Origin of the sequence: Microcoleus sp. T3_A4, assembly GCF_036700465.1 — a bacterium.
Classification (GTDB): Bacteria; Cyanobacteriota; Cyanobacteriia; order Cyanobacteriales; family Microcoleaceae; genus Microcoleus.
This window is the reverse complement of the sequence record NZ_JAUBOY010000022.1, coordinates 94,229-118,948: the sequence shown is the minus strand read 5'-3', so window position 1 is coordinate 118,948 and position 24,720 is coordinate 94,229. Positions and strand designations below refer to the sequence as shown.

21 protein-coding genes are annotated in these 24,720 nt (G+C 46.0%); 10 read left to right on the top strand and 11 right to left on the bottom strand.

The window, feature by feature from the left end:
- Positions 1 to 223: 223 nt before the first annotated feature.
- Together QUA07_RS14370 and QUA07_RS14365 are read right to left on the bottom strand one after the other, a co-directional pair.
- Positions 224 to 1,012: an ABC-2 family transporter protein gene (locus QUA07_RS14370; protein WP_333326171.1), complete on the bottom strand. Its 789-nt coding sequence runs from the start codon at positions 1,010 to 1,012 to the stop codon at positions 224 to 226.
- Positions 1,013 to 1,330: 318 nt separating this feature from the next.
- Positions 1,331 to 2,311: an ATP-binding cassette domain-containing protein gene (locus tag QUA07_RS14365; protein WP_333326169.1), complete on the bottom strand. Its 981-nt coding sequence runs from the start codon at positions 2,309 to 2,311 to the stop codon at positions 1,331 to 1,333.
- Between the two features lie 198 nt (positions 2,312 to 2,509).
- Between QUA07_RS14365 and QUA07_RS14360 the strand changes: the two genes are divergently transcribed.
- Positions 2,510 to 3,319, top strand: a complete 810-nt coding sequence (locus QUA07_RS14360; protein ID WP_333326167.1) for a calcium-binding protein — start codon at positions 2,510 to 2,512, stop codon at positions 3,317 to 3,319.
- 60 nt (positions 3,320 to 3,379) lie between these two features.
- Here QUA07_RS14360 and QUA07_RS14355 read toward each other — a convergent pair whose 3' ends face one another.
- Entirely contained in the window at positions 3,380 to 4,387 is a 1,008-nt protein-coding gene (locus tag QUA07_RS14355) for an NAD(P)-dependent alcohol dehydrogenase (RefSeq protein ID WP_333326165.1), read from the bottom strand.
- Between the two features lie 176 nt (positions 4,388 to 4,563).
- On the bottom strand, positions 4,564 to 5,367 hold the full coding sequence (locus QUA07_RS14350; protein ID WP_333326162.1) for an SDR family oxidoreductase: 804 nt from the start codon (positions 5,365 to 5,367) through the stop codon (positions 4,564 to 4,566).
- A gap of 448 nt (positions 5,368 to 5,815) precedes the next feature.
- On the opposite strand from QUA07_RS14350, the gene QUA07_RS14345 reads away from it, so the two are divergent.
- Together QUA07_RS14345 and QUA07_RS14340 are read left to right on the top strand one after the other, a co-directional pair.
- The gene (locus QUA07_RS14345; protein ID WP_333326160.1) at positions 5,816 to 6,742 is read left to right on the top strand and encodes a DMT family transporter; all 927 of its coding nucleotides are present in this window, start codon (positions 5,816 to 5,818) and stop codon (positions 6,740 to 6,742) included.
- 163 nt (positions 6,743 to 6,905) lie between these two features.
- Positions 6,906 to 7,763 carry an Hpt domain-containing protein gene (locus tag QUA07_RS14340; RefSeq protein WP_333326158.1) on the top strand — a complete coding sequence of 286 codons (858 nt, stop codon included), beginning with the start codon at positions 6,906 to 6,908 and terminating at the stop codon, positions 7,761 to 7,763.
- A 134-nt stretch (positions 7,764 to 7,897) separates the two neighbouring features.
- On the opposite strand, the gene QUA07_RS14335 is transcribed toward QUA07_RS14340, so the two are convergent.
- The gene (locus QUA07_RS14335; protein ID WP_333083474.1) at positions 7,898 to 8,272 is read right to left on the bottom strand and encodes a hypothetical protein; all 375 of its coding nucleotides are present in this window, start codon (positions 8,270 to 8,272) and stop codon (positions 7,898 to 7,900) included.
- Positions 8,273 to 8,761: 489 nt separating this feature from the next.
- On the opposite strand from QUA07_RS14335, the gene QUA07_RS14330 reads away from it, so the two are divergent.
- From QUA07_RS14330 to QUA07_RS14320, 3 genes are all read left to right on the top strand, one after another.
- Entirely contained in the window at positions 8,762 to 11,287 is a 2,526-nt protein-coding gene (locus QUA07_RS14330; RefSeq protein WP_333326157.1) for an ATP-binding protein, read from the top strand.
- A gap of 122 nt (positions 11,288 to 11,409) precedes the next feature.
- Entirely contained in the window at positions 11,410 to 12,873 is a 1,464-nt protein-coding gene (locus tag QUA07_RS14325; protein ID WP_333326155.1) for a CIA30 family protein, read from the top strand.
- Positions 12,874 to 13,051: 178 nt separating this feature from the next.
- The gene (locus QUA07_RS14320; protein WP_333068427.1) at positions 13,052 to 13,930 is read left to right on the top strand and encodes a sugar ABC transporter permease; all 879 of its coding nucleotides are present in this window, start codon (positions 13,052 to 13,054) and stop codon (positions 13,928 to 13,930) included.
- Between the two features lie 197 nt (positions 13,931 to 14,127).
- On the opposite strand, the gene QUA07_RS14315 is transcribed toward QUA07_RS14320, so the two are convergent.
- The gene (locus QUA07_RS14315) at positions 14,128 to 14,829 is read right to left on the bottom strand and encodes a DUF4079 domain-containing protein (RefSeq protein WP_333326153.1); all 702 of its coding nucleotides are present in this window, start codon (positions 14,827 to 14,829) and stop codon (positions 14,128 to 14,130) included.
- Between the two features lie 453 nt (positions 14,830 to 15,282).
- Between QUA07_RS14315 and QUA07_RS14310 the strand changes: the two genes are divergently transcribed.
- A complete protein-coding gene (locus QUA07_RS14310; RefSeq protein ID WP_333326151.1) occupies positions 15,283 to 15,558 on the top strand; it encodes a winged helix-turn-helix domain-containing protein in 276 nt (91 codons plus the stop codon).
- A gap of 94 nt (positions 15,559 to 15,652) precedes the next feature.
- Here QUA07_RS14310 and QUA07_RS14305 read toward each other — a convergent pair whose 3' ends face one another.
- Entirely contained in the window at positions 15,653 to 16,075 is a 423-nt protein-coding gene (locus QUA07_RS14305; RefSeq protein WP_333326149.1) for a DUF6335 family protein, read from the bottom strand.
- 238 nt (positions 16,076 to 16,313) lie between these two features.
- Positions 16,314 to 16,520 (bottom strand): hypothetical protein, encoded by a 207-nt coding sequence (locus tag QUA07_RS14300; protein WP_190740439.1) that lies wholly within the window; start codon positions 16,518 to 16,520, stop codon positions 16,314 to 16,316.
- Positions 16,521 to 16,685: 165 nt separating this feature from the next.
- Here QUA07_RS14300 and QUA07_RS14295 point away from each other — a divergent pair, with 165 nt between their 5' ends.
- Positions 16,686 to 17,099, top strand: a complete 414-nt coding sequence (locus QUA07_RS14295) for a peptide chain release factor 1 (RefSeq protein WP_333326147.1) — start codon at positions 16,686 to 16,688, stop codon at positions 17,097 to 17,099.
- A gap of 247 nt (positions 17,100 to 17,346) precedes the next feature.
- On the opposite strand, the gene QUA07_RS14290 is transcribed toward QUA07_RS14295, so the two are convergent.
- The 3 genes from QUA07_RS14290 to infC form a co-directional block, all read right to left on the bottom strand.
- Entirely contained in the window at positions 17,347 to 17,823 is a 477-nt protein-coding gene (locus tag QUA07_RS14290; RefSeq protein WP_333326145.1) for a Crp/Fnr family transcriptional regulator, read from the bottom strand.
- Between the two features lie 178 nt (positions 17,824 to 18,001).
- Positions 18,002 to 21,046, bottom strand: a complete 3,045-nt coding sequence (locus QUA07_RS14285) for a HEAT repeat domain-containing protein (RefSeq protein WP_333326143.1) — start codon at positions 21,044 to 21,046, stop codon at positions 18,002 to 18,004.
- A 107-nt stretch (positions 21,047 to 21,153) separates the two neighbouring features.
- Positions 21,154 to 21,690, bottom strand: a complete 537-nt coding sequence (gene infC, locus QUA07_RS14280) for a translation initiation factor IF-3 (protein WP_006635262.1) — start codon at positions 21,688 to 21,690, stop codon at positions 21,154 to 21,156.
- A gap of 417 nt (positions 21,691 to 22,107) precedes the next feature.
- Between infC and QUA07_RS14275 the strand changes: the two genes are divergently transcribed.
- Together QUA07_RS14275 and QUA07_RS14270 are read left to right on the top strand one after the other, a co-directional pair.
- The gene (locus QUA07_RS14275; protein WP_333326141.1) at positions 22,108 to 23,130 is read left to right on the top strand and encodes an alpha/beta fold hydrolase; all 1,023 of its coding nucleotides are present in this window, start codon (positions 22,108 to 22,110) and stop codon (positions 23,128 to 23,130) included.
- Between the two features lie 697 nt (positions 23,131 to 23,827).
- Positions 23,828 to 24,271 (top strand): hypothetical protein, encoded by a 444-nt coding sequence (locus QUA07_RS14270; protein WP_333326139.1) that lies wholly within the window; start codon positions 23,828 to 23,830, stop codon positions 24,269 to 24,271.
- Positions 24,272 to 24,720 lie beyond the last annotated feature (449 nt).

The window sequence follows — 24,720 nt, the reverse complement described above, 5'->3', positions numbered from 1 at the left end:
ATTTTAAATCACCCTAACCTTCCTTCAGTCTTGTCTTATGGTACTCTGGCTGCTTAAAAACTGTCCGGAGTATTGATTTAACTAACAAGCGGGAAGTCCCGCGCCCGAAACCGTAAGAGTGAAGCGAGGGGATGAAAACGCACAAATTAAGTGAGTTGAATGCCCACTTGATTTATAACTATTCTCGCATATGAGGAATACTGTAGCATCAGCCCTGGGTAATTCACGCTCCCATGCCTGAATACTGTTTCAAGCCCTGCCGCCAAAGCCAGCGATTCCACACAAAAAACACCGCACTCCAACCCAACATTACCAACAAACCGCGGCCTAGATCTACGGGCAATCCGATCAAGATTGAAGCGGGAAAATGAATCAAATAAGGAAAAGGCGTCCACAAAACTACTTCGCGCACGGGTGCAGGAAACACTTCTAGCGGCGCGATAAGTCCCGATAAAAACAGGTAAATTAGAAACCAGAATTGCTCGATCGCACTTGCCCTCTCCAGCCAAAAAGCAAACAGCGCAAAGGTATACTGTATCAGGAACCGCAAGCAAAAAGCCAAGACGATAACCAACAAAAACAGCAAAAACCTGCCCAAACTCGGCAGCCAAAAAGCCTGCGGGTAAAGTGCAAAAAACAGCAGCACTAATCCCAATACAAACGGCAGCCTCGCAAACCTTTCGGAAACGTGAGATGCAAAGTGATGCCATACGGGATCTAGAGGCTGCAACAATCTATTAGATAGCCTGCCTTGCACTACTTCCTTTTCAAACTCCCAAATCACCCAAACTACATTTGTTTGCCTGACAATGAAAGCTGCTAAAAAATAACGGGCAAAGTCGAGCGAATTCAGCCCAAATTGACCAGTTTCTGCCGCCTGCATCCAAACACCCATCAGGATAAACGGCAAAGCTCCCGACAGCGCCCACAAAAACAATTCCGCCCGGTATTCGAGCATATAAGCGTAGTAGGTAACTAGCAAAGTTTTAGCAATTTTCACAATTCTGTTCATATCAATTTTAGAGTTAATTTTTAGGTGTTAGCAACGGGCTATAAGCCCGTTCCACAAAACATTGAATTTATAGTGGAACAGGCATATTGCCTGTTTTTTGGGGTTAGCAACGGGCTATAAGCCCGTTCCACAAAACATGGAAACTCTCGTGGAACAGGCATCTTGCCTGTTCAATTTTTAGGTGTTAGCAACGGGCTATAAGCCCGTTCCACAAAAACATTAAATCTCTAGTGGAACGGGCATCTTGCCTGTTCTACTTTATAATTCTAGTGCAACAGGCATCTTGCCTGCTATGGAGAATGAACCCAGCCAAAAACATTACACTTTTCCAGTGCGAAAAACTCTACCAATTACCTCTTCAATTGGCGGATCGGTAACAGTCAAATCTATCACTTCCAACTCCGCCAAAATCTTCGCCACACTCACCGTCAGCTCCTCCCTTTTGACTAAAAACCGTACCGATTGTCCCTCAATAGATTCTACCTCTCCGTAAGCAAAAGCACTATCTTTTGCCAGCGGTTTAGCTAATTTTACCTGAACTTCCCGATAAGGTGCAAACCTGTCGAGCAATCCGTCCAAACTGCCATCATAAACTAATTGCCCTTCATGGATTAACAAAACGCGCTTGCACAAAGCAGTAATGTCAGCCATGTAGTGGCTCGTCAACAGCACCGTTGCTTGATAGCGCTCGTTATATTCTCGCAGAAATTGTCTGACGCTAAACTGTGCGTTTATATCCAAACCTAAAGTCGGTTCATCTAAAAATAATACCTCCGGCTGGTGCAGCAGCGCCGCCATCAATTCAGCTTTCATGCGTTCGCCTAAAGAAAGCTTTCGTACCGGCTGATTTAGCTTGCCTTCTAGTGACAGCATCTCTGTCAATTCTCCGACTCGCCGTCGATAATCTGCATCGGGAATGCCGTAGACAGCGGCATTGATTCGCAGAGAATCAAGCACGGGTAAATCCCAAATTAACTGCTGTTTTTGCCCCATCACTAAGGTTATTTTTTGCAGAAAATCGGCTTCGCGACGGAAAGGAGTACGATCGCACACTCTCACAGTACCAGCCGAGGGATAAATCAAACCAGTCAGCATTTTCAGCGTAGTAGTTTTGCCCGCACCGTTAGCACCTAGAAACCCCACGACTTCCCCCGGTTCAATACTGAAAGAAACGCCCTCAACTGCTTTGATATTGCGGTAAGTGCGACTAAAAAAGTGTCGCACTGTTCCTTTAAGCCCCGGTTCTTTAATCGCTACCGGATAAACTTTGCTCAAGTCTTCAACTAAGATAATTGGCATCGGCTCAAATTTTAACTTTTATTTTAATCTAGGGTATTTCCATCAGGCTTGTGCCAAGATGGAGCGATCGAGCTGTCTAGTAGGGTGTGGCCGCGATTTCTCGATCGCGAGTCAGGAAGTAACTGTGTTCTGGCGCACCCTAATAAGCTGTAGAATATTGCACAATATCCATGCTCACATCGCACAAAGTTTACAATTATGGTACTCACCCCAGATAATTCAGACATCCCTCGTTTGGTAGGAGACAATTCTCCTGAAAATATTACACTTGCACCAGGACAACTTACTAGTTTTCCTGGGGGACTTTGGATGGTGGGCGGCAATGATACTGTCAGGGGCTCGTCAGATGCAGAGCGGATTTTCGGTAACGATGGTAAAGACAGTCTGTTAGGTGGTGTCGGCAGTGATTCTATTTACGGTGGCAAAGATGATGACGATGTTTTGGGAGAATTTGGCGAGGATTTCTTGACAGGAGATAGAAATAGCGATTTCCTTGATGGGGGTGCGGGAAATGATTTGCTGCGCGGAGGACAAGGTGTTGATTTGTTAGTGGGCGGTGACGGTAATGATACTTTAATTGGCGACAGAGATGTCGATATTTACCAAGGTGGTGCAGGTAGCGATGTATTTGTTTTGCGAGTCGATCAAGCGGGAATTAGAGTAGTTGGTATTGAAGTTCCTGACGCGGTAATTGTGGATTTTGATAAGTCTAACGATTCGATTGGAATTAGTGTGCCATTTACCAGTAGCAATATCTCCTTGGAAGAGGTAAGTTATAGCTTGAACGATCCGAGACTGCTGCTGATCGATCCTGCAAGTATAGCCGGTGGAACGAGTTTGTTAGCCAAGGGTGGCATCTCCCAGCGAAGTCTCGATCCCGATGGCAACGGCCGTGTAGAAGCTACTAATATTAGATTTGGTTTTACTAATGCTTTGTTGGGTACTGTTTTGAATGTGACCCCAGCCGATTTAAACGGTCGTTTTATTAATGCTAATTCTTTGCTTTAAGTCGTTGCTTATATATCTCTAGTAGGGTGCGCTAGGCGCACCTTACCGATTACGCATTATCTAACTCACCGTCAAAACTGCGCGATAGCGCACTTGATTGTCGCGGACTTTCTGCATTGCTTCATTCGCTTGTGCGATCGCAAAAACTTCGATAATCGGCTCAATCCCAAACTTCTCTGCAATTGACAGCATTTCATTAATCATAGCGCGACCGCCGATCGGCGAAGCCATAATTCGGCGCCGCTTTGTCAGCAACGGAAACAAGGGAATGCTCAAAGGTGCGTCGGGAACTCCCACAAAAGCAAGCGCCCCGTCAGAATCGAGAAAATCAATGTACGGAACCCAATCTAAAGCAGCAGGAACAGTGCTCAACAAAATATCTAATTTGCTGCTAGGCGCTTGAGGAATTTCGCCTTTTCCTACTACAATAGCTTCGTCCGCCCCCATTTTTTCTGCAAATTCTGCCTTATCTTGGGAAGTAGTAAAAACTGTAACGCGGTTGCCTAATTTTTTCGCAAATTGCACCGCCATGTGTCCCAAACCGCCGATGCCGAGAATGCCAATTTCTTGCCCTGAACTCATCCCCGCATTCCGCAAACCGGCGTAAACCGTAATTCCGCCGCACAACAGCGGCCCCGCTATTTTGGAATCGATGCCTTTGGGAATAGGAAAAGCAAACCGGGAATCTACCATCAAATAATCGGCAAAACCGCCCGGGCCCGTAACAATTAATCCCTGATTTTCATCGCAGAGATTTTCGTTACCGCGCAAGCAGTCGCGGCACTGCAAACAAGACGACCTTTGCCAGCCGACACCAACGCGATCGCCCACTTTTAAGTGAGTCACTTGCGGCCCTATTTCTGCCACTTCTCCGATAACTTCGTGGCCCGGAACGAGGGGATATTTTGATTGACCCCAGTCGTTGTCAATCATGTGCAAGTCAGAGTGACAAATGCCGCAAGTTAAGACTTTTATCAGACATTCATGTACTTTTGGAGATTCGACATCGAATTTGTATTCTTCAAGCAATCCCCCTGTTTTTTTAGCTGCTAGTGCTTTGATTTGCATGGTGGTGTTTCCTGGTTTGTTTGCCATTATAGTGTTCGGGCCGGGTTTAACACTCTCTTTCTTGAGTTGTATATATTCAAGTGGAGGGACCCCTAGGACTCAGGCGCGTTACTAATAATTTTTCCGGTGCGCCCTGGGTACTTTACTAATTACCAATTATCCATTACCACTTAGGATTATAACTTGCCCTTTTCCATTGCCCACTGCATCAAACCGGGGAACAACCGATAAGCTTCCGATGCCAAAAAAGCAGGGCCGACGGTAACTTCTGCACGCTGATTTTTCACAGCATCCCAGATAGCTTTAGCAATATCTTCTGGCTGAGTTGCCCACTCAGATTTCAGCATTTTGCTCATTTGCTGGCGGCGCAATTCGACTGCGGGTTCGTCTCGATCGCGAAATTGAGCTCTTTCTAAAAAATCGCTGTTAATCAAGCCCGGATGCACGGCGCAAACGTGAATACCTTGAGGCGCTAATTCCAATCGCAAAGTTTCTGTTAAACCGGTGACTGCATATTTGCTCGCACAATAAGCAGTCATTTGAGGCAAAGGCATTTTGCCGCCAATGGAACCAACATTGACTATTGTCCCTGTTTTTCGTTGCAAAAAATGTGGCAAAATTTCTTGAATTGTGTTAACGCATCCCCAAAAATTGGTATTCATTAATTGCTGCCAGTCTTCGGAGGTAGTTTGCTCGATCGCCCCCGTGAGACAAATGCCAGCATTGTTAACTAAAACATCGATGTTGCCGCAGGTATCTAGGGCTTTTTGGACGATCGCGCGCACTTGATGAATGTCGCCGACATCGCCCGGAATAGCTACAGCGGAAGTGCCTTCTCGCTGCACTTGAGCCACTGCTGCTGCCAATCTCTCTGGCTGGCGAGCTACCATCACTACATCGTAACCTTTACTTGCAAATAAAATTGCTGTTGCTTTGCCGCTTCCTTGAGAAGCGCCTGTAATCAAAACTGTAGGAGCCATAGATAGTTATAAATTGTAATATCAATTCCGGCTGAACCGGAATGAGTGTTGACTGTTGACTGTTAACTGTTGACTGTTAACTGTTTGAATAATACCGATGTAACCGGAAACGAGATGATTCGGACTTGTTTGATGTTGAATTTTGTAGGGCGGGTTCGCAAACAATAATTGCCCGTAATATACAATTTCATAAACCCGCCCTGCCCCTACTATACATTAATATTTCTTGGAGATGGGAATTTTTTAAGAATGGCGATCGGTTTTTTTTAAACGAACCACGAAGACGCGAAGGACACGAAGGAAGAGAGGAGAAGAGAAGGGAAGAGAAAGTCTTCAGAAAGTGTTCAGCATTATGTGAAAATTGCTATATAAATTTTCCCGATGCCCGATGCCCAATGCCCAATGCCCGATGCCCGATGCCCAATGCCCAATGCCCAATGCCTAAAAAATGAATCTTCCGAAACAACCGCCTAATTGGTCGATCGCCCTAGTGTTAATTATTGGGGTTTTAGCCGTCTCAACTTCCTCAATCTTAATTCGGCTGGCTAACTTTTCCGCAGGGGCGGGCGGTTTGGGTTTCAGTCTGGTGCTCGCGGCCTCTCGTCTGACTTTATCTGCTTTAATGCTGCTTCCGGCTTGGCGGAAAATTCAGTGGAACGCCCTGCAACCGGGAGCTCGGCGCTATGCGGCTGCTGCGGGTTTGTGTCTCGCCCTGCATTTTGCCCTTTGGATTACCTCACTTTCTTATACTTCGATCGCCGCCTCGACTGCCCTCGTCACCACTAATCCTGTCTGGGTAGCGCTGTTGTCGCGCTTCTGGTTCGGGGAAAAACTCAGCAAAATGTCGATCACTGGCATTACTATAGCCCTGACTGGAGGAATGGCGATCGCTGTGGGAAGTGCGGGCGCAGCGGATGCTGGCAGCAGCCAACTGCTGGGCGATTTCCTGGCTCTGACTGGTTCCTGGGCTGTCAGCTTGTATTTGCTGCTGGGCCGGGAAGCTCAGCGGCGGGGACTGGGAATTGGTGGCTATATCGCGATCGCCTATACTGTTGCTGCGATCGTACTGCTGCCTCTCCCCTTCGCCTTCGGCACTACTTATACTAATTACCCCGACATTGTATATTTTTATATTTTGTTAACGGCCGCTTTGCCTCAGTTAGTCGGCCACACCATTTTGAACTGGGCCGTAATGCAGATTTCCCCAACTCTGGTAACTCTTGCCATCTTGTTTGAACCGGTTGGGGCGAGTTGGTTGGGTTATTTGCTGTTTGGGGAAGTGCCTGCGCCGGCGGTACTCGCAGGTGCTGGGGTGCTGCTGTTGGGGGTAGCAACCGCTACCGTCGGAGCAAAAAAAATTACTGTCAACAGTTAAGAGTTAACAGTTTTCGACATTGCCACTACAGTTGCCGTGAGTCAGAATAAAACAAATTAGGGCTTAAAAATCCCAATAACTGATCGGTGAAATATCGATTCAGGACTATCAAAGGTTTGAGTAATGACTAATAATACTCGGTTGCCTTTAGGAGAATAAAATTATGCTGCCAGAACAACTACAGCGGATCATCGGCTACTTTATCGAAGAAGCCACAGAACAGATCCAAATTATCGAACCAGGCTTGCAAGATCTGCAAAATACCGTGCCAGATCCCCAAAGAATACACCAGCTCATCCGAGCCTCGCACTCGATTAAAGGGGGAGCAGCTATGCTCGGATTTAGCAGCATTCAGCGCATTGCTCATCGTTTGGAGGATTATTTAAAGCTGCTGAGAGAATGTCCGATCGCCATTGATAGCAGGCTACAATCCCTCTTAAGCGAAGTTTTTGATATTTTAGTAGCCCTTGTGTCAAAGGTTTCTAAGGGTTTTGGGCTCAAGCACGAAGACGCAAACCAAATGCTATCAATCGCCGAACCAGTTTTTGACGAACTCGACGCTTACCTGAGATTGCGAATTCCCACTCGCCTGACGGTGAGAGCTACTACGGACGAACATATTCACGTTTTCTCCGGTTACTGCACCTCCCTGAGCGAATTTTCCTCGACTATCGCTTCGCGCGTCGGTTTGCTCGGAGGCACTATTACCCGCCACGATCAGGATAGCCAGGGTCTACGCCTTTGTATTGACATTTACCTGCCGCCTTACACCCGGATCGAAAACATCCGCCAAGCTGTCGAACTCTCCGGCGCTATTATCGGGAATGTTCAGACGCAGCGGGACTTTTCGCTGCTGGCGACTGCGGATTATCCGGTTTACCAAAGTGCGATCGAACCTCCCGCAATTTGCATCGGATGCCGCTACTATTACGGCAGAAGCGATGGCGGCTACCTGCTCAACTGCACGATCCATCCCCGTGGCCCGGAAGCAGAAGATTGTCGCGATCGCGAACCGGAATAAGCGCTGAAAACTCAGCCCTCAGAAGCACGATTTGTCTTCCGACAAACTCTTCTGAAGCCCATATTTTCCCTGATTTTTTTCACATTACCCCCTGCCATTTTTTGTTGAGTTCTAGATAGCTATATCTGTCTCTCTTAGACAACTACATCCTTCTTCCTTCTGAAATATCCCCTAACAACTGATACCGCAACTCGAATTAATTGCATCATGCTTGCAGGATGAGCGATCGCCCAGACATTAATTGTCAGACAAGTAATTGCCATAACTAGCAAGATGTATGTCGGAGGCATTACTACCCCGATCGCGAACCAGGTAAAAACGTGAAATATCATTGCTGTAGCCCAAAGGCTGGCCACAGCGACAGACGCCCAAATTTGCATTCGAGGTCGGTTTAGTCCTATCAAAATCGCTGTATGCAAAGTAGTCAGCAAGTTTGCCGGAACTAAAAAGGCACAGATAGCTATGCAGTAGGTATGAGAAAATTCAGTAACTGTATTGAAGTCGATCATCAGTCTAATTGTCGGGCCTGTTGGGTATACTTAAAGAGCTTAGCGTGACTTGACTTTCAGATCTTGTCACCCTTACCTTAACTTAATATTTCAGTAAGTAGGTCGCTCTGGAGACGCATTTCTCTCCCCCTTTTCCAGCAGGCAAAATTTTACCACAAATATTAAAGTTTTGGGAAATTATTAAACATACTTGAAGAATGGCAACAATTGCTATGATAATTAACATCGGGAAGGGATAGTATAGAAGAGCCAAGTCGGTAAAAATTCTAGAACGCTGAGGCGGCTTAAACAGCAACACATACTGCAGGCTGGTTTTCGACTAAATCATTTTTGATTCGCTGAGTATCGGGTGATTGATTCTCCGTGTCCGTCAAGGGATCGAGCCATTATGCGATCGAACAATATGAGATTATTATGGAAAAGCCAATTTGCTCTCAAATCTCAAATCAATAGAACCCTCTCCAAATTTCACAGCGGAAGACAAAGCAAATGGATCAACAAATCACAATTCCCGCACTCGAAGAAGTTGACTTGACAAACTGCGACAGAGAACCAATTCACCTATCGGGGCACATTCAGCCACACGGGGTGCTACTTGTTGTACGAGAACCTGAACTAGAAATAGTCCAAGTCAGCGAAAATACGCAAGATTTGTTAGGAATTGATGCAGCAAGTGCGATCGGTAAAAATTTGAGCTTATTATTCAATCGAGTTCAATTAAAAAAACTCAAGCTTTGTTTGCTTAATGAAAACTTAAAAACCGTTAATCCCATTAAACTCACTGTTGTCAAAAACCCAGGTAAATATTTAGAATTTGACTGCATACTTCACCGAGTAGAAAAAGTATTGATGGTCGAATTAGAATTAGCCACCAACCCAGAAAATCTTTCTGTTTTTAGCTTTTATCATTCAGTGAGAGCCACCGTCAGCAAAATTCAAAGCGCCCAAACTCTCAAAGAATTATCTCAAATAACTGTAGAAGAAGTCAGAAAAATATCTGGTTTTGATCGAGTTATGCTCTATCAATTTGACCACGAAGGCAACGGCGCTGTGATCGCTGAAGACAAAGCAGAAAATCTAAGTCCTTTCTTGGGATTAAACTACCCTAGTTCAGATATTCCCAAACAAGCCAGACAACTGTATGCGTTAAATTGGCTGAGGTTAATCCCAGATATTAATTATCAACCCGTCCCCGTTGTTTCAGGAAACAATGCTGTTACCCCCCAGCCCCTAGACCTGAGTTTCAGCGTGTTGAGAAGCGTTTCTCCCATTCACATAGAATACCTCCAAAATATGGGCGTTGCAGCTTCGATGTCAATCTCGTTAATCAAAGACAAAAAACTGTGGGGATTGATTGCTTGCCACAACTATACACCAAAACACCTTAACTATGAATTGCGCGCCGCCTGCGAATTTATCGGGCAAGTAATGTCCTTAGAACTGCAATCAAAAGAAGGCAACGAAGACTACGACTACAAACTACACTTAAAATCGATTCAAACCAAGATTTTTGAAGACATATCCACGTCCGACAACTTGTCACAAGTGTTAGTTAAATGTCAGCATAATTTGCTAGAAGCAGTCAACGCGCAGGGAGCCGCAATAGTATTTGGAGACAATTGCTATCAAGTAGGGCACACACCTCACGGAGAATCCCTCAAATACTTAACTCAGTGGGTGCAAAAGCATTTAAATAAAGAAATTTTTTATACAGACTCGCTCACCCAATGCTATCCAGAAGCTGAGGAATTGAAAGACACAGCCAGCGGGTGTTTGGCTATAGCAATATCGCCGACTCAGAAAATATACGTTTTGTGGTTTCGCCCGGAAGTAATTAAGACGGTGAATTGGGCGGGCAACCCCAACAAACCAGTTGAAACCGATGAAGATGGCAACCCTCGACTGTCTCCTCGGAAATCCTTCGAGCTGTGGAAAGAAAATGTCAGGTACAAATCGTTGCCTTGGAAACAATGCGAAATAGACGCTGCATTGGAACTGAGAAAAGCAATGATTAATATAGTGCTGTGCCAAGTCGATAAACTCGAAAAATTAAATACAGCACTAGAAGCATCAGTCGCCAGAGAACGGGAAAAAACTGCTAATTTAAAAACAGCGATGTCCGAGCTGAAGCGGGCGCAAACTCAATTGGTGCAAAGCGAAAGAATGTCAAGTTTGGGACAGTTGGTGGCGGCGGTTGCTTATGAAGTCACTAACCCGATTAACTTCATCTACGGCAATCTTAGCTATGCTAATGAATACAGTCAAAAAATGATCAATTTATTGCAGCTTTACGAGCAGCACTATCCGTCGCCTTCGCCAGAAATTCAAGCACAAATAGAAGCAGTTGAATTAGAGTTTATAGTTGAAGACTTACCGAAGTTACTGGGTTCAATGAAAGTAGGAGCTAACCGTATCCGCGAGATAGTTCAGTCGCTGCGAAACTTCTCTAGAATTGACGAAGCAGAGATTAAACCAGTTGACATTCACGACGGATTGGACAGCGCTTTATTGATTTTGAGCAACCGGCTCAAACCGAAGCCCGATCGCCCCGCAATTCATCTCATCAAAAAATATGGTTCTCTGCCTTTGGTTGAGTGTTACGCAGTTCAAATCAACCAAGTATTTATGAATGTGCTGACAAATGCAGTTGATGCTCTCGAAGAGGCCTTTATCAACAAGAATTTATCGTCCCAAGGCGGGGACAAAGAAGAGCCAGTTAAGTACGGACAAATTCGGATCATGACTGAACTTTGTCCCGGAGAAAAAGCCGTAGCAGTTCGGATCAAGGACAACGGTTGGGGCATGGAAGAAGAAGTTCGCCAGAAAATTTTTGAGCCTTTTTTTACCACAAAACAGGTAGGCAAAGGTGCAGGGATAGGTTTGGCGATTAGCCACGAAATTGCGGTAGAACAACACGGTGGCAAATTGACTTGCATTTCTGCCCCCGGAGAGGGAACCGAGTTGATTATTGAGATTCCCTTGAGCCAAACTCATCCCACACCCATTGTCAAGTAAACAAAGTCCGCGCTAGCGAAGCTATCCCGAATGGTAGGGAATCGCCCAAATTCAAAAATCGAAAATTCGATTAAAATACAAAAGCAGCTAAGTAGATTTGAGCCAATTCAGAGGAAGCTAGTATGACTGAAAAAAAGACCGCCCAATGGGATGCCGGCCGGTTTCTCAAAACCTTGGCTTATTTCGGCGTCATTCCCTTCATTGGCAGCATTAGCTGGCTGCAACAACTCTTGGGAAGCAGCAGCAAAACTAAAAAAGACCAACCCAAACTGATACTGGTAGCCGGTGCTACCGGCGGCGTCGGGAAACGAGTTGTTAAGCGGCTGCAACAGCGGGGATATAAAGTACGCTGCCTCGTCAGAGATGCTAAAAGAGCAACAGAAATTCTCGGCAATAATGTCGAATTAGTCGAAGGAGATATCACTCTGGCAGAGACGCTAACACCGCTAGTAACCGAGGGTGTGGAAGCAGTTATCTGCTGTACCGGCACTAAAGTTCAACCGATAGAAGGAGACACCCCAACGCGGGAAAAATATTATCAAGGCATCAAATTTTATATGCCGGAAGTTGTGGATGTTCCCGAAATAGTCGAATACAAAGGCCTTAATAATTTAGTCCAAGCTGTTCGCCGCCAGCTAATTCAACCAGGCGACAAAACAATTTTTGACTTCACAAAACCCAGCCAAGATTTAAAAGAAACTTGGGGGGCCCTGGACGACATCGTGATGGGCGGCACTAGCGAAAGTTCGATCCGGCTGACAGACAATACAGCTATATTCACAGGCAATGTTTCTACTGCCAACTCGGGTGGCTTTGCTTCGGTGCGTACCCGCAACTTTGATCCTCCGCTCAATCTCACAGGATTTAGCGGCCTCCACCTGCGCGTCAAAGGAGACGGCAAGCGCTACAAATTGATTGTTCGCAACGAAGCTAAATGGGATGGAATTGGCTATTGCTATTCGTTTGATACTGTTTACAATACCTGGATTACTATCACCGTTCCTTTTGATGAGTTAATTCCAGTATTCCGCGCGAAAACTGTTAAGGATGGCTCTAAATTTGATGGCAGCAGTATTTTTTCTTTTCAGTTAATGTTGAGCAAGTTTGAATATGATGGCGCGCTCAACCCGAAATTTACACCGGGTATTTTTCAACTGGAGTTAGAATCTATTAAAGCTTATGGGGGACAGACTTTGCCGCGATTTGTGATGGTGAGTTCGGCAGGAGTTACCCGCCCGGGCCGCCCTGGAATTAACTTGGAAGAAGAACCGCCGGCAGTCAGAATGAATGATATGTTGGGGGGGATTTTGACTTGGAAGTTGAAAGGGGAAGATTGTGTGCGATCGAGCGGCATACCTTATACTATTGTCAGACCTTGCGCTTTAACTGAAGAACCGGGAGGCAAAGCTTTAATATTTGAGCAAGGAGACAATATTAGGGGCAAAGTCAGTCGGGAAGATATTGCAGAATTGTGCGTGGAGGCTTTGGAACAACCGCAAGCTTGCAAGGTTACTTTTGAGGTGAAAGAGGGGGAAAATGCCAGTTCTCCCGGAGACTGGCAGGGTTTGTTTGCGGGAGTTAAATAATTATTATTTGTAGGGTCAAAGTCTAGATCCCCCCTAACCCCCCTTAATAAGGGGGGGACAAGAAATATTTTCAAGGACTCAGCGCAGGTGCGCCGAATAGCACCCTACAAATGCGAGTTTTATAACTGGTTCCCAGGCATAGCCTGTTAACGAGTAAAGTTACCAATTACTAATTACTATGTCTGTGACTTTTTCCCGACGCTCCTTGACGCCTTATTTGTTTTTGCTACCTGCTTTATTTATTTTGAGTTTGACTGTTTTGTGGCCTGCGGTGCAAGCTTTTTATTTGAGTTTTACTAATTACGAATATGATTTAACTCAAATGCCGCAGTGGGTGGGTTTGAAGAATTTTAACAGGTTGTGGGGCGATCGCACATTCTGGCAAACTTTGACGAATACGCTGCTGTATCTCACCTGCGTTGTGCCTGTATTGGTTGTTCTACCGTTGGGAATGGCGATTTTGTGCAACCAAAAACTTAAGGGGATGAACTGGTTTCGAGCAGCATACTACACGCCGGCGGTGATTTCAATGGTTGTCGCCGGGATTGCTTGGAAGTGGCTGTTTGCTGAGACTGGACTGCTGAATCAGTTGGGGGAATTGTTGGGTTTGCCTCCTGTTTCTTGGCTGGCTAATCCGAAGTTAGCAATCTTTAGCGTCATGGCGGTTACTATCTGGAAAGGATTGGGTTATTACATGGTGATTTATTTGGCAGGGCTGCAAGCTATTCCTGCAGAACTTTATGAGGCGGCTGCTATTGACGGTTCTGATGGTTTGGGAAAGCACTGGGATATTACTGTGCCGCTGATGAAGCCTTATTTAGTTTTGGTAGCCGTGATTTCGGCGATTTCTGCTACTAAGGTTTTTGAAGAAGTTTATATTATGACTCAGGGCGGGCCGCGAAATAGTTCTAAGACTGTTGTTTATTATCTTTACGAACGGGCTTTTAAGGATTTGGAAATTGGCTATGCTTGTACGATCGGGCTGGTTTTGTTTTTGCTGATTTTGGGTTTGTCGATTTTGCAAGTTAGCCTTCAGGGTTTGACTCGCAATGATTAAGATTGGTGACTGATTGGTAGTGACCCAGATATTGCAACATTCTCGTCTCAAGAACAGGCAAGATGCCTGCTCCACAATACATAAAATCTCAAAAACAGGCAAGATGCCTGTTCCACAATACATGAAATTCCTTGTGGGGTGTCCCGCCCTCTCTAATTTCTACTAATTTTAGACTTGAATATCGATAAGGCCATCGCTCACGACTTTGGGCAGGTCTTATTGGCGAAATCACAGGTATAAATATAGGGTTTCTGCCAGTTCAAAGGAATTTCTAATAAATCCCTGGTTCCGGTCATTCCCTGTCCCAGAAAGAGCAGCACAGCGATCGAGTTCAATATCACATGGATAGTGCGCCAGCGATTTGAGCGGTCTTTGTAAATGTCTTGAATGATGGCAAGGGAGAAAACCATAATTAGCGCCGCGGCGATGCCAATGTAGTAGTGAGACCAATACCATTCATTGGTTCGCCGATAAACGCCATCTTGAGTGCCAAGAATCACCAAACCAGTACCTGTTAGGGTCGCAAATATGCCGCGCCATAAAGCGGGTGTCGCTCGATATAGCATGACCAAAGAGGCGATCGTTGCAACAAACATCAGCACAATGAAAATGACCTGAAACGAGTTTTTGCTCCAAACATCCTTGCTCAAAATATGCTCAAAAATCGGGTAGGCTAGACCCACCAACGTCACTCCTACCACAGAACCTGACAGAATTCGACCTGCTTTGACGTGTTCTGGACCGACTACAGGTGGAATTTTGCTCTTGGTGTCGATCGCAATTTGCTTGCGACGCTGCATGGTTTGCCACGCCATATTGAGAACAATACCAAGCATAGGAAAAACAATCGCTACAGCTAAAATAGGATGCAGCAAAGCCAGAAAATCTTTAAATTCCATACAGCACCTTTTTGTTAAGGAGGGTTGGCTTCATCAACCCGGTTTTTGCGATACATAATATCATACCCGGTGATCTAAGCACAGTAAGTTTGTAGTCAGGACTAATAGTGATTATTCACCCGCATATAGAGGGCTAAAGTCCTGACTACAAACACACTTTATGAGGGGTAATTCACCGGAGATGTTGAGCAATAAGAAGATATAGCAGTTGTCAGTTGGGTGAGGTACAGCTTTCTCAATTACGCAAGGGAGGAATTACAATTACCTTGTTCTCAGGGAAATGAAAACTGCTGGCGGTAAAGTCAGTGCCGGTTAGCCACTAATTCCCTGCATCACTTTGAGCCTATATTTTACTAGCCTTTCAGTATTGAAGAACTCCTAGCGAGAGTCAAAGCCCCTCGGCGCCAAACTCAAGCAAATGACCCGGGTAATTTACAATTTGAAGACCTAATATTGAACGGTTTAACCCGTGAAGTTTATCGAGGCAGTCAACTAATTGAACTCACTGCCAAAGAGTTTGATTTGTTAGAATTTATGCTACAAAATTCCCGTCAAGTCGTTACCCGTAACCGAATTTTAGAAAAAGTTTGGGGTTACGATTTTATGGGAGAGTCAAACATTATTGAAGTGTATATTCGTGCGTTACGGATTAAGTTAGAAGCAAGTAACTCAAAACGCCTACTGCATACTTTTCGGGGAGTTGGATATGTGTTGCAAAAGCCAAAGTGAGGAGGCGCGGATTTACAAATACTTCGGATATGAAGTATGGATACTGGTGAACCCGCTCCTATTATACTACCTATTTTTTTTGTACCACATAGACCTAAAAATCCGGTCGTTCCTGATAATCTTCCGCAGAACTCGGGTCTAATTCCCACCGATTTTCATCTCGATGTTCAAGCATATCTGTTGTGTGCAAAATAGCGCCATCTGGCATTTCTATGCCCGCCGCGGCTCCGAGCTCGTCAACAATATCCAGGTCGGGAGTAGGCGCGGTTCCGCCCACCGATTGTTCGCCAGTGGCACTTTCTTGTTCCGCAGCAGGATCGCCATCCTCGCTGCCGATTTGGGAACTGGTGGAAGAGTATTCCGAACTGATGTCCTGCAGGGTTGTTATGTCGTCTTGGCTCAATCCCGGTTGATCGATGACGCCGGTACCGTAAGATTCGGTAATTTCTTGAGGCAATTCGCCCAAATTATCACCATCTATTGTTGTTTTTGCCTTGCGTTCCTTTTGCTGTGCCACGAGACTTGCTCCTGTTTGTTTTTGAACTCAATTAAATTAAAAATGTCCGAATTTCACTTGAGCTGAATTATTTTTAGTTATTGCCAATGGGTGTCATTAACTGGCATCATAATTGCTATTTAAGCTCAAAGCTTCTATCCCAGGAAATATATGGATTACGATCGGCTATTTCATTGGGAATACAAAAAGCGATCGCCATTTTGCAACGGGCGATCGCTTTTTAATGTGGATGTTAATTCTATTCGGGAAAATCAGGAATTATCCATTTGGGGGGTTCCGTCCGTTTCCTTCTCACCGCTTCCTCTGCTATTTCTAGCATTTTATCCAGAGAAGTATTTTCAATAAAGTTGGACGTTGCTTCTGCGTATTCCCGCTTCGGGCACTTGTCGCCCAGAACGCAGCCATTGACGCAAGCTACAGCACAATCGACAGTGTTCTCCACCATAACTTTTTTCCTTTCACGGTTCCAACAACTAATAGGCAGGTACTCTGGGTGAATTTGTCAAGAGACTGCTCTATATCTTTATTTTACTTCACAAATTGTCATCAAAGGTCGATCGCCAGGGCAAAACTGTTATAAAATCAAAGCAACCTACCTAATCTGCCGATCGTGAGTAATTTTCTGCGGCGCTTAAAACTTTTACCTTGGCGAGAAATGCTGCAAATTGCCGCCCTCGTCAACTGCATCGTGATTGGATTGGAGCTATTTTTAGCCTGGGGTTTCACGCAATCGCGGCCAATCCGCAACGTCGTGACGCTTCTTTACGGCTCCTCCCTGGGGACATTGATACCTTTCGCTGCGGCAGTGGGAATGGGAGCTTTAGCAGTGTACTTTTTAGAGTATTGGCAACAACAATTTTTGCTCAACCGAATTAGTTTGTGGGTTTTAGTTTTCTGCGTACTCTTGGGTTTGGTGTTAAAGTCATTCCTACCCATACCTCCTTTATTAGCAAGTTTATCGGAAACTGCACTAATCGGAGTTACGGTAGGAGTTTTCTGGAAGGGCCGGCCTTATTGGCGATAGTCATGCCATTTTAGATTTTAGATTTTAGATTTTAGATTTTAGATTTTAGATTTTAGATTTTAGATTGGCTATGACTGATGAATATTCTGGTTTGGGGGTTGTCTATAGTTACATTTTTTTGTGACTCTAGTATAAGGTGCCAATAGCGGACACTAGCCCGAGAAATTGTGCGCTATTAGCACCTTACAGAAGATAAATTGTGCAGAATTACCGATCGACTAAAAACACAATTCTCAATTCCCCAATTTCATCGCATTTCAGGAACTCTCACAGTCTCTGTAGGAGGCATAGTTGCCTCTTTAGCATTCAACTTTTGATTCAACTCCCGAATCCGGCGCGACAGCAAACGAATAATATTCACCGCAATTCCCGGCGTTTCATCAATCGCATCGTATAGCTGCATTTGAGTCAGCATCAAACACTCGGATTGTTCGAGAGTAGAAATAGAAGCCGATCGAGGTTCTGCATCAAACAGCGACATTTCCCCGAAACAAGCCCCCGCTTTCAACTGTGCCAAATCCCGATCGCCTATATGCACGCGCACCGTTCCCGATACCAAAATATAGAGAGACCGCCCTTCTTGTCCTTCCGTAAAAATCCTGTGCTTGGAAGGAAACGAAAGTTCATCCATTACCGATGCTAGACGCACGAGAAAATCATCCCGCAGTTCCTTAAAAATCGGAACCTCCCTCACAAACAATAGGCGTTCGACGCTGGTTAACATAATAAGATGCAATGATTAATTTAAACTTAAACAAAGGAAGAGGAATTGGGGATTGGGTATTGGGCATGGGGCATGGGGCATTGGGCATTGGGCATTGGGCATAGTTTCTTTTTGTTTTCTCTTCCCTCTTCCCTCTTCCTTCTTCCTTCTTCCTTCTTCCTTCTTCCTTCTTCCTTCTTTACCTTTTTCCCCCAGCACCCAACTCTGCCATCATCTCTTCAACTTGAGCGGATACCAAATTATCGGGGTCATTTTGCAGCCTGGGCAACAATTCGACCAAAGCCCGTGGCGATGCTATTTTTAAATAGGCTAACACTGCTTCGCGGACAAAACCCGTCGGGTGTTGCAGACAGACGAGAGTTTGTTGAGCCGTAAGACTCCAGCGCGCTTCCCTCGCCAAGTGAAAGCAGCAGGCCAAGGCCCAATCCGAAAGGAAGTGGCGCAATTCTAGCAAGCGGCGCAAACGATCGCTAGGCGCTAGAGGTTTGTAAACCATCAATTCTGAGAGATTGCTCAATTTTTCTCTTTCCGAGTGTTGATCTAACAAATTGATGAGCGATCGCTTCCTAGCTATATCCACAGTATTGTCGAGAATTTCCAATCCCCTAGCAACCAAAGAAGGTTGGCCAGAAGCGATGTTGAAAGCAGCGGCTTGTACCGTGTCCAACGGATAAAGAAACTTCATCAGCAAAAAACACCGCTCCCTAGCATCAGCTTCCAACCCCGCCAGAGCCCGCTGCAACAATTGAGCCGTATCGTTCCCAGATGCCCCGGTGCTGTTGGCTTCCCGATCCGAGAAATTGCCGTAGCTCGTTACCCCAGACAAATCTACCAAACCTGCATAAATTTGACCGATAAACATTAACTCCTGTTCGATGAGAGTTTCCAAGCCGCTACGGCCGATGCGGTCTAGAACCCCTTCTATCCCCGCTTCCGAAGGCATTTTCAAGAGGATGCGGAGAATATTGCGCCTGGTAGTTCCCCAAGCCGTCATCAAATTGCTGACCAAAATGTCGATCGCCTCCACAGTTCCAATTTGACCCAGAGCCGTCCAAGCTTGCAACCTGACCAAATCCGACTTGTGGATGTCCTCAGCCAAATACACGAGCAAAGGAATCGCGTCGTTGTGAAGTTTGACTATAGCCTGCAAAGCCGCTTCCCTAGTCGATTTGTAACCAAGTCCGCGCAGCAGCGAAGGATAATATTCTTCCGAATGAGTAGACGAAATCACGTCTAACAGAGCGCAGCGCACTCGCAGAGATTCGTCTTGCAACAGATTGGGGATATGCAGCCGCAGTCCTTGCAAATAATCAGCTTCTCCCAGAGCCCGCGTCCCCATAACACGTTCCCGCTCTTGCTTGTGTGTCAGCATTTGCCGCAGCGTATTAGTAGCCTCTGCCTTTTGCTGGCGATCGCCCCTTCTCATAATTAAAGCAGCCGCCGTACCCCGCACCACCGGATCGACCGTCGGCTGCAAGTAAGGCCGCAAGCTCTCAATATTCGGTTCAGATTCCGTCAGCCAGATGTAGCGCAAAGCCAAGGCCAGAACCTCCGGCGGCAAGGATTGCTGCGAGAGTGCGCGGACAGCTTCTAAATATGCGGGGTTCGGGTGTTGCAGCATCGTTTCCAAGCTCTGGCGCTGCAAACCTGGGGACAGGGAATCGAGGATGGGAGCGAGAACTTCTCCGACATTTTTGGGGTCAATTTGCGTCAGCAGTTCTATGCAAGAGCGCTTTTCATCTTCGCCCCCCGGCTTTTGTAGAGTTTCCACCACGGCGCGCTTGAGAGCTTTGAGGTCAACGTCTGTAACGCCCAAGCGCCCCCGCTCCGCACTTTTGACCAACAAACCCACGTATTGAGAGCGGATCAACCATACGACAAACACCCACAACAGTGCCAATATGACGATCACGCCAATAAATATCAAGCTTTGCTGGTCGTGAAATACATTTTCGTCTTGCTGGGGGAGTATCTTGCCTGTCACCCACAGCATAATCAGGATGCCTACTCCTGTAGCTCCGCAGGACAATGGTTCGCCCACACCGTTGACCAGAGTTTGAATGCCCGATCGAATATTGTCGGGAATCGGTTGAAACAAAACCGGGCTAACGGTTTCCAACAGCGTGTAGTGCAGCAGTTCGTCTAAAAATCTCAGCAATATCAGCCCGATGAACACAGACACTAGCTGGCCCAGGGATGCTCCTAGGGTCAGCACCCCGAGTATAGCGATGCCCGCCGGCAAAATCATCGCCGTCACGAACACACCGATTCTTTCCACCAACCTGCTCGAAGCGAACCACTGAGTCGCCACTTGAAACAGGCCTTGTATGCCTTCATAAATGCCCAGGAAGCTAGCGATCCAGCTAGCTCCGTCCCCCGGGTTTTGGTATTCTAGCTGGCTGTAGAATTGGAAATCTACCAGCACGTAGACGACTTCTGCGAGGATGAAGAAACTGACTAGAGGTACGGCGTATTTTTGCAGCGGGCCTGTAACTTTGCGGGCGGTAAATTCTTCTTGGTCGTCGTCTTCGTCGTCATCCGTCCAGTGAGCCGTTTCCGGGAATGCTTGGCTGTATTTTTCCGTGAGGTAGTACAGCAACACCGAGCCTGTCGCCACCATCAACCCCGATATGAGGGTAACGTTTTTGAGTCCGACTACGTACAGCAAAACAGGCAGAGAAAATCCGCTGACTACTCCAGCTACTAGATAGCCGCTACTGACTAGCGGATAGGTGCGCTTGATTTCTCTAATATTAAACAGTTGGTTGGAAGTGATAGAAGTGTTGAGGTCATTGAGGACATAGCAAGCTTCCACCCACAGCCACATCAAAAAAATAGTAATAAAAGCGATGCTGATGCCAGCTATCTTAGTATTTTCGTAGCCAATTCCGAATCGAAACAAAAATAGCGGTACCGACATCATGCCCAGAACCACTACGACGGTGCGCCTCAGCGGCAGGATTTTTTGCAGCCACGAGTAGACAAATCCCAAGCCAGAACCGATAAAGGCGCTGGCTATGTAGATAAAAGGCATTTTGTCGGCACCGTACTCGTCTAAAAACAGACCTACTGTGCTGAGTTCCAGCCAGATCAGCCCGACGGAGGTTAGAGTGTAGACGAGGAACATCAGTAAGGTTCGCTCTACTTCTTCCGATCGCAGGTTGAGCGATCGTAGCACTCCTTGTCTTACTCCCGCCGAACCGCTGATTTGAAAATTTTCCATGCAGCGTTGATTTCCCTGTGTGGTAGCTTATTCCTGACTAACTTCCGAAGTCATCAGCTATCAGTCACCAGTTTATGACTGATGACTGCTCACTAATGACTATCTATTTATACTTTCTTTGGCGACAGCAGCATCATCATACTGCGTCCTTCTTTTTTGGGGGCTTGCTGCACTTCTGCGATTTCCTGCAAATCTGTGGCCATGCGCTTAAGCAAGTCCTCTGCGAGGTTGCTGTGTTGGATTTCCCGACCTCTGAACATGATCGTGGCTTTTACTTTGTCCCCAGATTTGATAAAGCGGTCTGCTAGTTTGAGGCGCACTTGGTAGTCGTGTTCTTCAATTTTGTAGCGCATCTTCACTTCTTTAACATCGGCAGTGTGCTGCTTCCGCTTTGCTTCTCGCGCTTTCTTTTCCTGCTCGAATTTGTACTTCCCATAGTCCATTACCCGGCATACGGGCGGGTCAGCTTTGTCGCTGACAAGTACGAGATCGAGTTCTTTTTCTTCTGCCAGGCGCAGCGCTTCTGCAGGCGTCAATATCCCTAGTTGCGCGCCGTCGGTATCGATTACCCGGATTTTGGGGTATCGAATATTTTCGTTGATCTGGGGTAGGTTGCGATTTTGTCTTCTTTCAATCACAGGCATGAATGGTTTTACAAGCAGTAGTTTAATAGCGAAGCTTTTTGATAGTTACAGGTTTCATCGGTCAATTTTTCACGATTGACGATCGAACTGTTTTATAAGGTGTTACCCTTACCGGACGTACTACCGCGCCCTGTGTCCCCTGCGCTAAAGCCTTGGGGAATATTTGGACGATCGTAAATGAATTCTTACAATACTTGCTATTCTACTCAGTCTGGCTGAGTTTCTGCCTAGTTTTATTTTAACTTCACACACGATCGCCCCCTCCCTTACCCGATTGATGACAAAACCGTCAAAAATTCAGGGTAAAAGCTTAAGGATGAGGTACAACCGCTTTTCTTAGCCCATCTCCCCCGGTCTGGCCAGTCCCCCAAGTCGCCTGATTTGCCTTGTAGAATAGGTATAAGCAAGTGTAAATTTATGTTGCGAGCTGAGGCAAAATTGACAAATTCTCTGCTGTGGCACCAACGGGTGGGAACTCAACGAGACTGGATGTGGCGGGGTTGGCAAACTCGCTACACTTATTTGCGGCCTGATGGGGTACGAAATCAAGGCGCGCCGGAATTTCAAGATTCTGTGGCCAAACCAATAGCCCCGCGCGCATCGGGAACGCCGATTATTTTACTGCACGGGTTTGGAGCTTCGATCGGTCACTGGCGACAAAATCTCGCCCAACTCGCCGAAAACCAAACGGTTTACGCCTTGGATTTGTTAGGATTTGGCGCTTCCCAAAAAGCTCCGGTCAACTACTCTGTGTCTCTGTGGGTTGATCAAGTTTATGATTTTTGGCTAACTTTTATCAGAGAGCCAGTAATATTGGCAGGAAACTCGATCGGCTCACTAATTTGTCTGGCCGTAGCCGCGGCTCACCCGGACATGGTGGCCGGCACGGTGATGATTAGCCTCCCAGACCCCTCTGTGCGAGCCGAGGCGGTGCCCGGATGGCTGCTTCCGGCGATCGAAACGGTTGAAAGTTTGTTTGTTTCTCCGATCGTACTCAGGCCTCTGTTTTATTTGGCCCGCAAGCCTTCCTTTGTCCGTCGCTGGGTTGGCTTTGCCTACTCCAACCCCGAAGCTGTTACCGACGAATTAGTGGAAATTCTAGCAGGGCCAGCGGGCGATCGGGGAGCCGCCCGCGCCTTCTGCGCCTTATTTAAAGCTGTAGGCAGTTCACAGTTTTGCCCCAGTGTCAAAATTGTGATGCGAAATTTAACAATCCCGATGCTGTTAATTTGGGGCAAACAAGACCGGATGATTCCCCCTCGGTTCGCCAGACCCCACCAATTTGTCGAATGCAACCCCAATTATGTAGAGCTAGTTGAATTAGACAATGCGGGCCACTGTCCCCAGGATGAATGCCCGGAACAAGTAAATCAAGCAATTTTGAACTGGATGAGCCGGAATTTTGCACCTAGGGGCGAGAGCGAATTTCAGCACTGTTGAGTAGACATGGGGCCGTGGATTACTAGGGAAAAAAATAACTTGCAGGTGTCGATCCCGATTAAAAATAAATTTGCTATAACTCGATCGCACCGGTGGTATTGTATAGCAGATGTTGAAAGCTCTAGGGGCGAAGCAAAGCGGGTAAAAAGAAGTCCTGCAAGAAGGCGCAATCGACCGCTTAGGTTTCAAAAATTAAGAACGTCCTCACCGTCAGGGCAGTTGCTATAGTACAAAACTTCCCTATCTTGAGAGTCAGTCGATTTGATCTTCGAGATTGACTCCCCAGCGGCTATCTACAGGCTGGAGCTAACCTAAACCACTGGTTTGCTGTGGACGACTCCTGCAGGAAAGTAAGTCTCCGTCTTTCTGTGATGTCATGTATCTACTGTTATTGATTGCCATTTTTTTAGAAGGTCAATCGATTTTAGATTTTAGATTTTAGATTTTAGAATTGAAGCATTGACCCCACGGATCAATTCGAGGGCTTCTTTATCGGATACAGGTTTTTTATTTCTGGGTCCTGAGTCTGCGAAGGAATGAATCCGAGGGCTTGTATCCTGGATGCTTTCGGTCAGAGATTGACACAATCACCAAGATAGTGTATCTTCTCTAACTGGTAGTACACATCCAAGTTATGCAGTTAGTCGAAAGGCAAGTCATTAAACCAAATCACAGGTTTTACCCAGAAGCCGATCGATTGTCTTTGCTGTCCAACAAACTTTACAACTGCGATAACTATTATATCTACGGTCAAAACTTTTTCTCAGGTCAACCAACCAATGCTCTGGGTGTCGATCGTTCACTCAAAAAGAGTCGAAAGTACAAAGCATTGCCGACCCAAGTAACACACAAAACTCTCCCGTTACTGCTGAAAACATGGACTAGCTATCATAGTGTAAAATTGGCGGGCGCGATTACGATCGCCCCACTAAGTGTCAAGCAGCACCGAAAACCACTGATTAAAAAAATCCAGAAAAAAAGAGAGCAGGGGCGATATGTAGTTGTATTTAACTGTCAATCTCTTAGCAAAAAAGTAGCAAAAAAGCTTTTTTCAAAGAATATGTCAGTTGGTCAGGGACTAACATTTGGTGACCTTGAAAAGTTACCTCAATCTTGGAAATCCGGATTGTTACCGAGGTAAGTTGTTAAGTTATTGAGGTAGTTTAGGAAAAGTTAGAACAAAACGCAAGTGTAAAGCGGATTATAACCCTTGCCGTAACGAGCTTCGCCAACATTAAAGAGCTATGAAACCCCTCCCTGGAAGAACGGTAAAATTCTACCTTCTAACTTGTACCTTCTAACTTGTATCTTCTAGCTTCAAGAAACACCTTGTTTCTTGCTCCTAAAAATAAATACCTTCCCTTGTGCCAACAATCTTTCAGTCTGCTTATAACCGATCGCCCCCAAGTATACGGGAAAGTTCAAAAATGCCCGTATCTGGCATTTGGGAGCCTGTTAACGCATAAAAAAGTCAATTTAGCCAACAACTGAGGGCTCCCGTGCCCCCGGTCTGCTGGCGGCTAACTGCTGAAAGCCTCTGAGGGCAAGCAGCGCCCTTCCAGCTTTTGGCAGTAACGCAAACGAGGAAAA

Coding starts and splice junctions, on each gene's coding strand:
- QUA07_RS14335 (WP_333083474.1), bottom strand. CDS start 8,272: ATGATCGACTTCAATACAGTTACTGAATTTTCTCATACCTACTGCATA.
- QUA07_RS14325 (WP_333326155.1), top strand. CDS start 11,410: ATGACTGAAAAAAAGACCGCCCAATGGGATGCCGGCCGGTTTCTCAAA.
- QUA07_RS14330 (WP_333326157.1), top strand. CDS start 8,762: ATGGATCAACAAATCACAATTCCCGCACTCGAAGAAGTTGACTTGACA.
- QUA07_RS14370 (WP_333326171.1), bottom strand. CDS start 1,012: ATGAACAGAATTGTGAAAATTGCTAAAACTTTGCTAGTTACCTACTAC.
- QUA07_RS14315 (WP_333326153.1), bottom strand. CDS start 14,829: ATGGAATTTAAAGATTTTCTGGCTTTGCTGCATCCTATTTTAGCTGTA.
- QUA07_RS14320 (WP_333068427.1), top strand. CDS start 13,052: ATGTCTGTGACTTTTTCCCGACGCTCCTTGACGCCTTATTTGTTTTTG.
- QUA07_RS14290 (WP_333326145.1), bottom strand. CDS start 17,823: ATGTTAACCAGCGTCGAACGCCTATTGTTTGTGAGGGAGGTTCCGATT.
- QUA07_RS14345 (WP_333326160.1), top strand. CDS start 5,816: ATGAATCTTCCGAAACAACCGCCTAATTGGTCGATCGCCCTAGTGTTA.
- QUA07_RS14360 (WP_333326167.1), top strand. CDS start 2,510: ATGGTACTCACCCCAGATAATTCAGACATCCCTCGTTTGGTAGGAGAC.
- QUA07_RS14275 (WP_333326141.1), top strand. CDS start 22,108: ATGTTGCGAGCTGAGGCAAAATTGACAAATTCTCTGCTGTGGCACCAA.
- QUA07_RS14300 (WP_190740439.1), bottom strand. CDS start 16,520: ATGGTGGAGAACACTGTCGATTGTGCTGTAGCTTGCGTCAATGGCTGC.
- QUA07_RS14285 (WP_333326143.1), bottom strand. CDS start 21,046: ATGGAAAATTTTCAAATCAGCGGTTCGGCGGGAGTAAGACAAGGAGTG.
- QUA07_RS14365 (WP_333326169.1), bottom strand. CDS start 2,311: ATGCCAATTATCTTAGTTGAAGACTTGAGCAAAGTTTATCCGGTAGCG.
- QUA07_RS14350 (WP_333326162.1), bottom strand. CDS start 5,367: ATGGCTCCTACAGTTTTGATTACAGGCGCTTCTCAAGGAAGCGGCAAA.
- QUA07_RS14340 (WP_333326158.1), top strand. CDS start 6,906: ATGCTGCCAGAACAACTACAGCGGATCATCGGCTACTTTATCGAAGAA.
- QUA07_RS14355 (WP_333326165.1), bottom strand. CDS start 4,387: ATGCAAATCAAAGCACTAGCAGCTAAAAAAACAGGGGGATTGCTTGAA.
- infC (WP_006635262.1), bottom strand. CDS start 21,690: ATGCCTGTGATTGAAAGAAGACAAAATCGCAACCTACCCCAGATCAAC.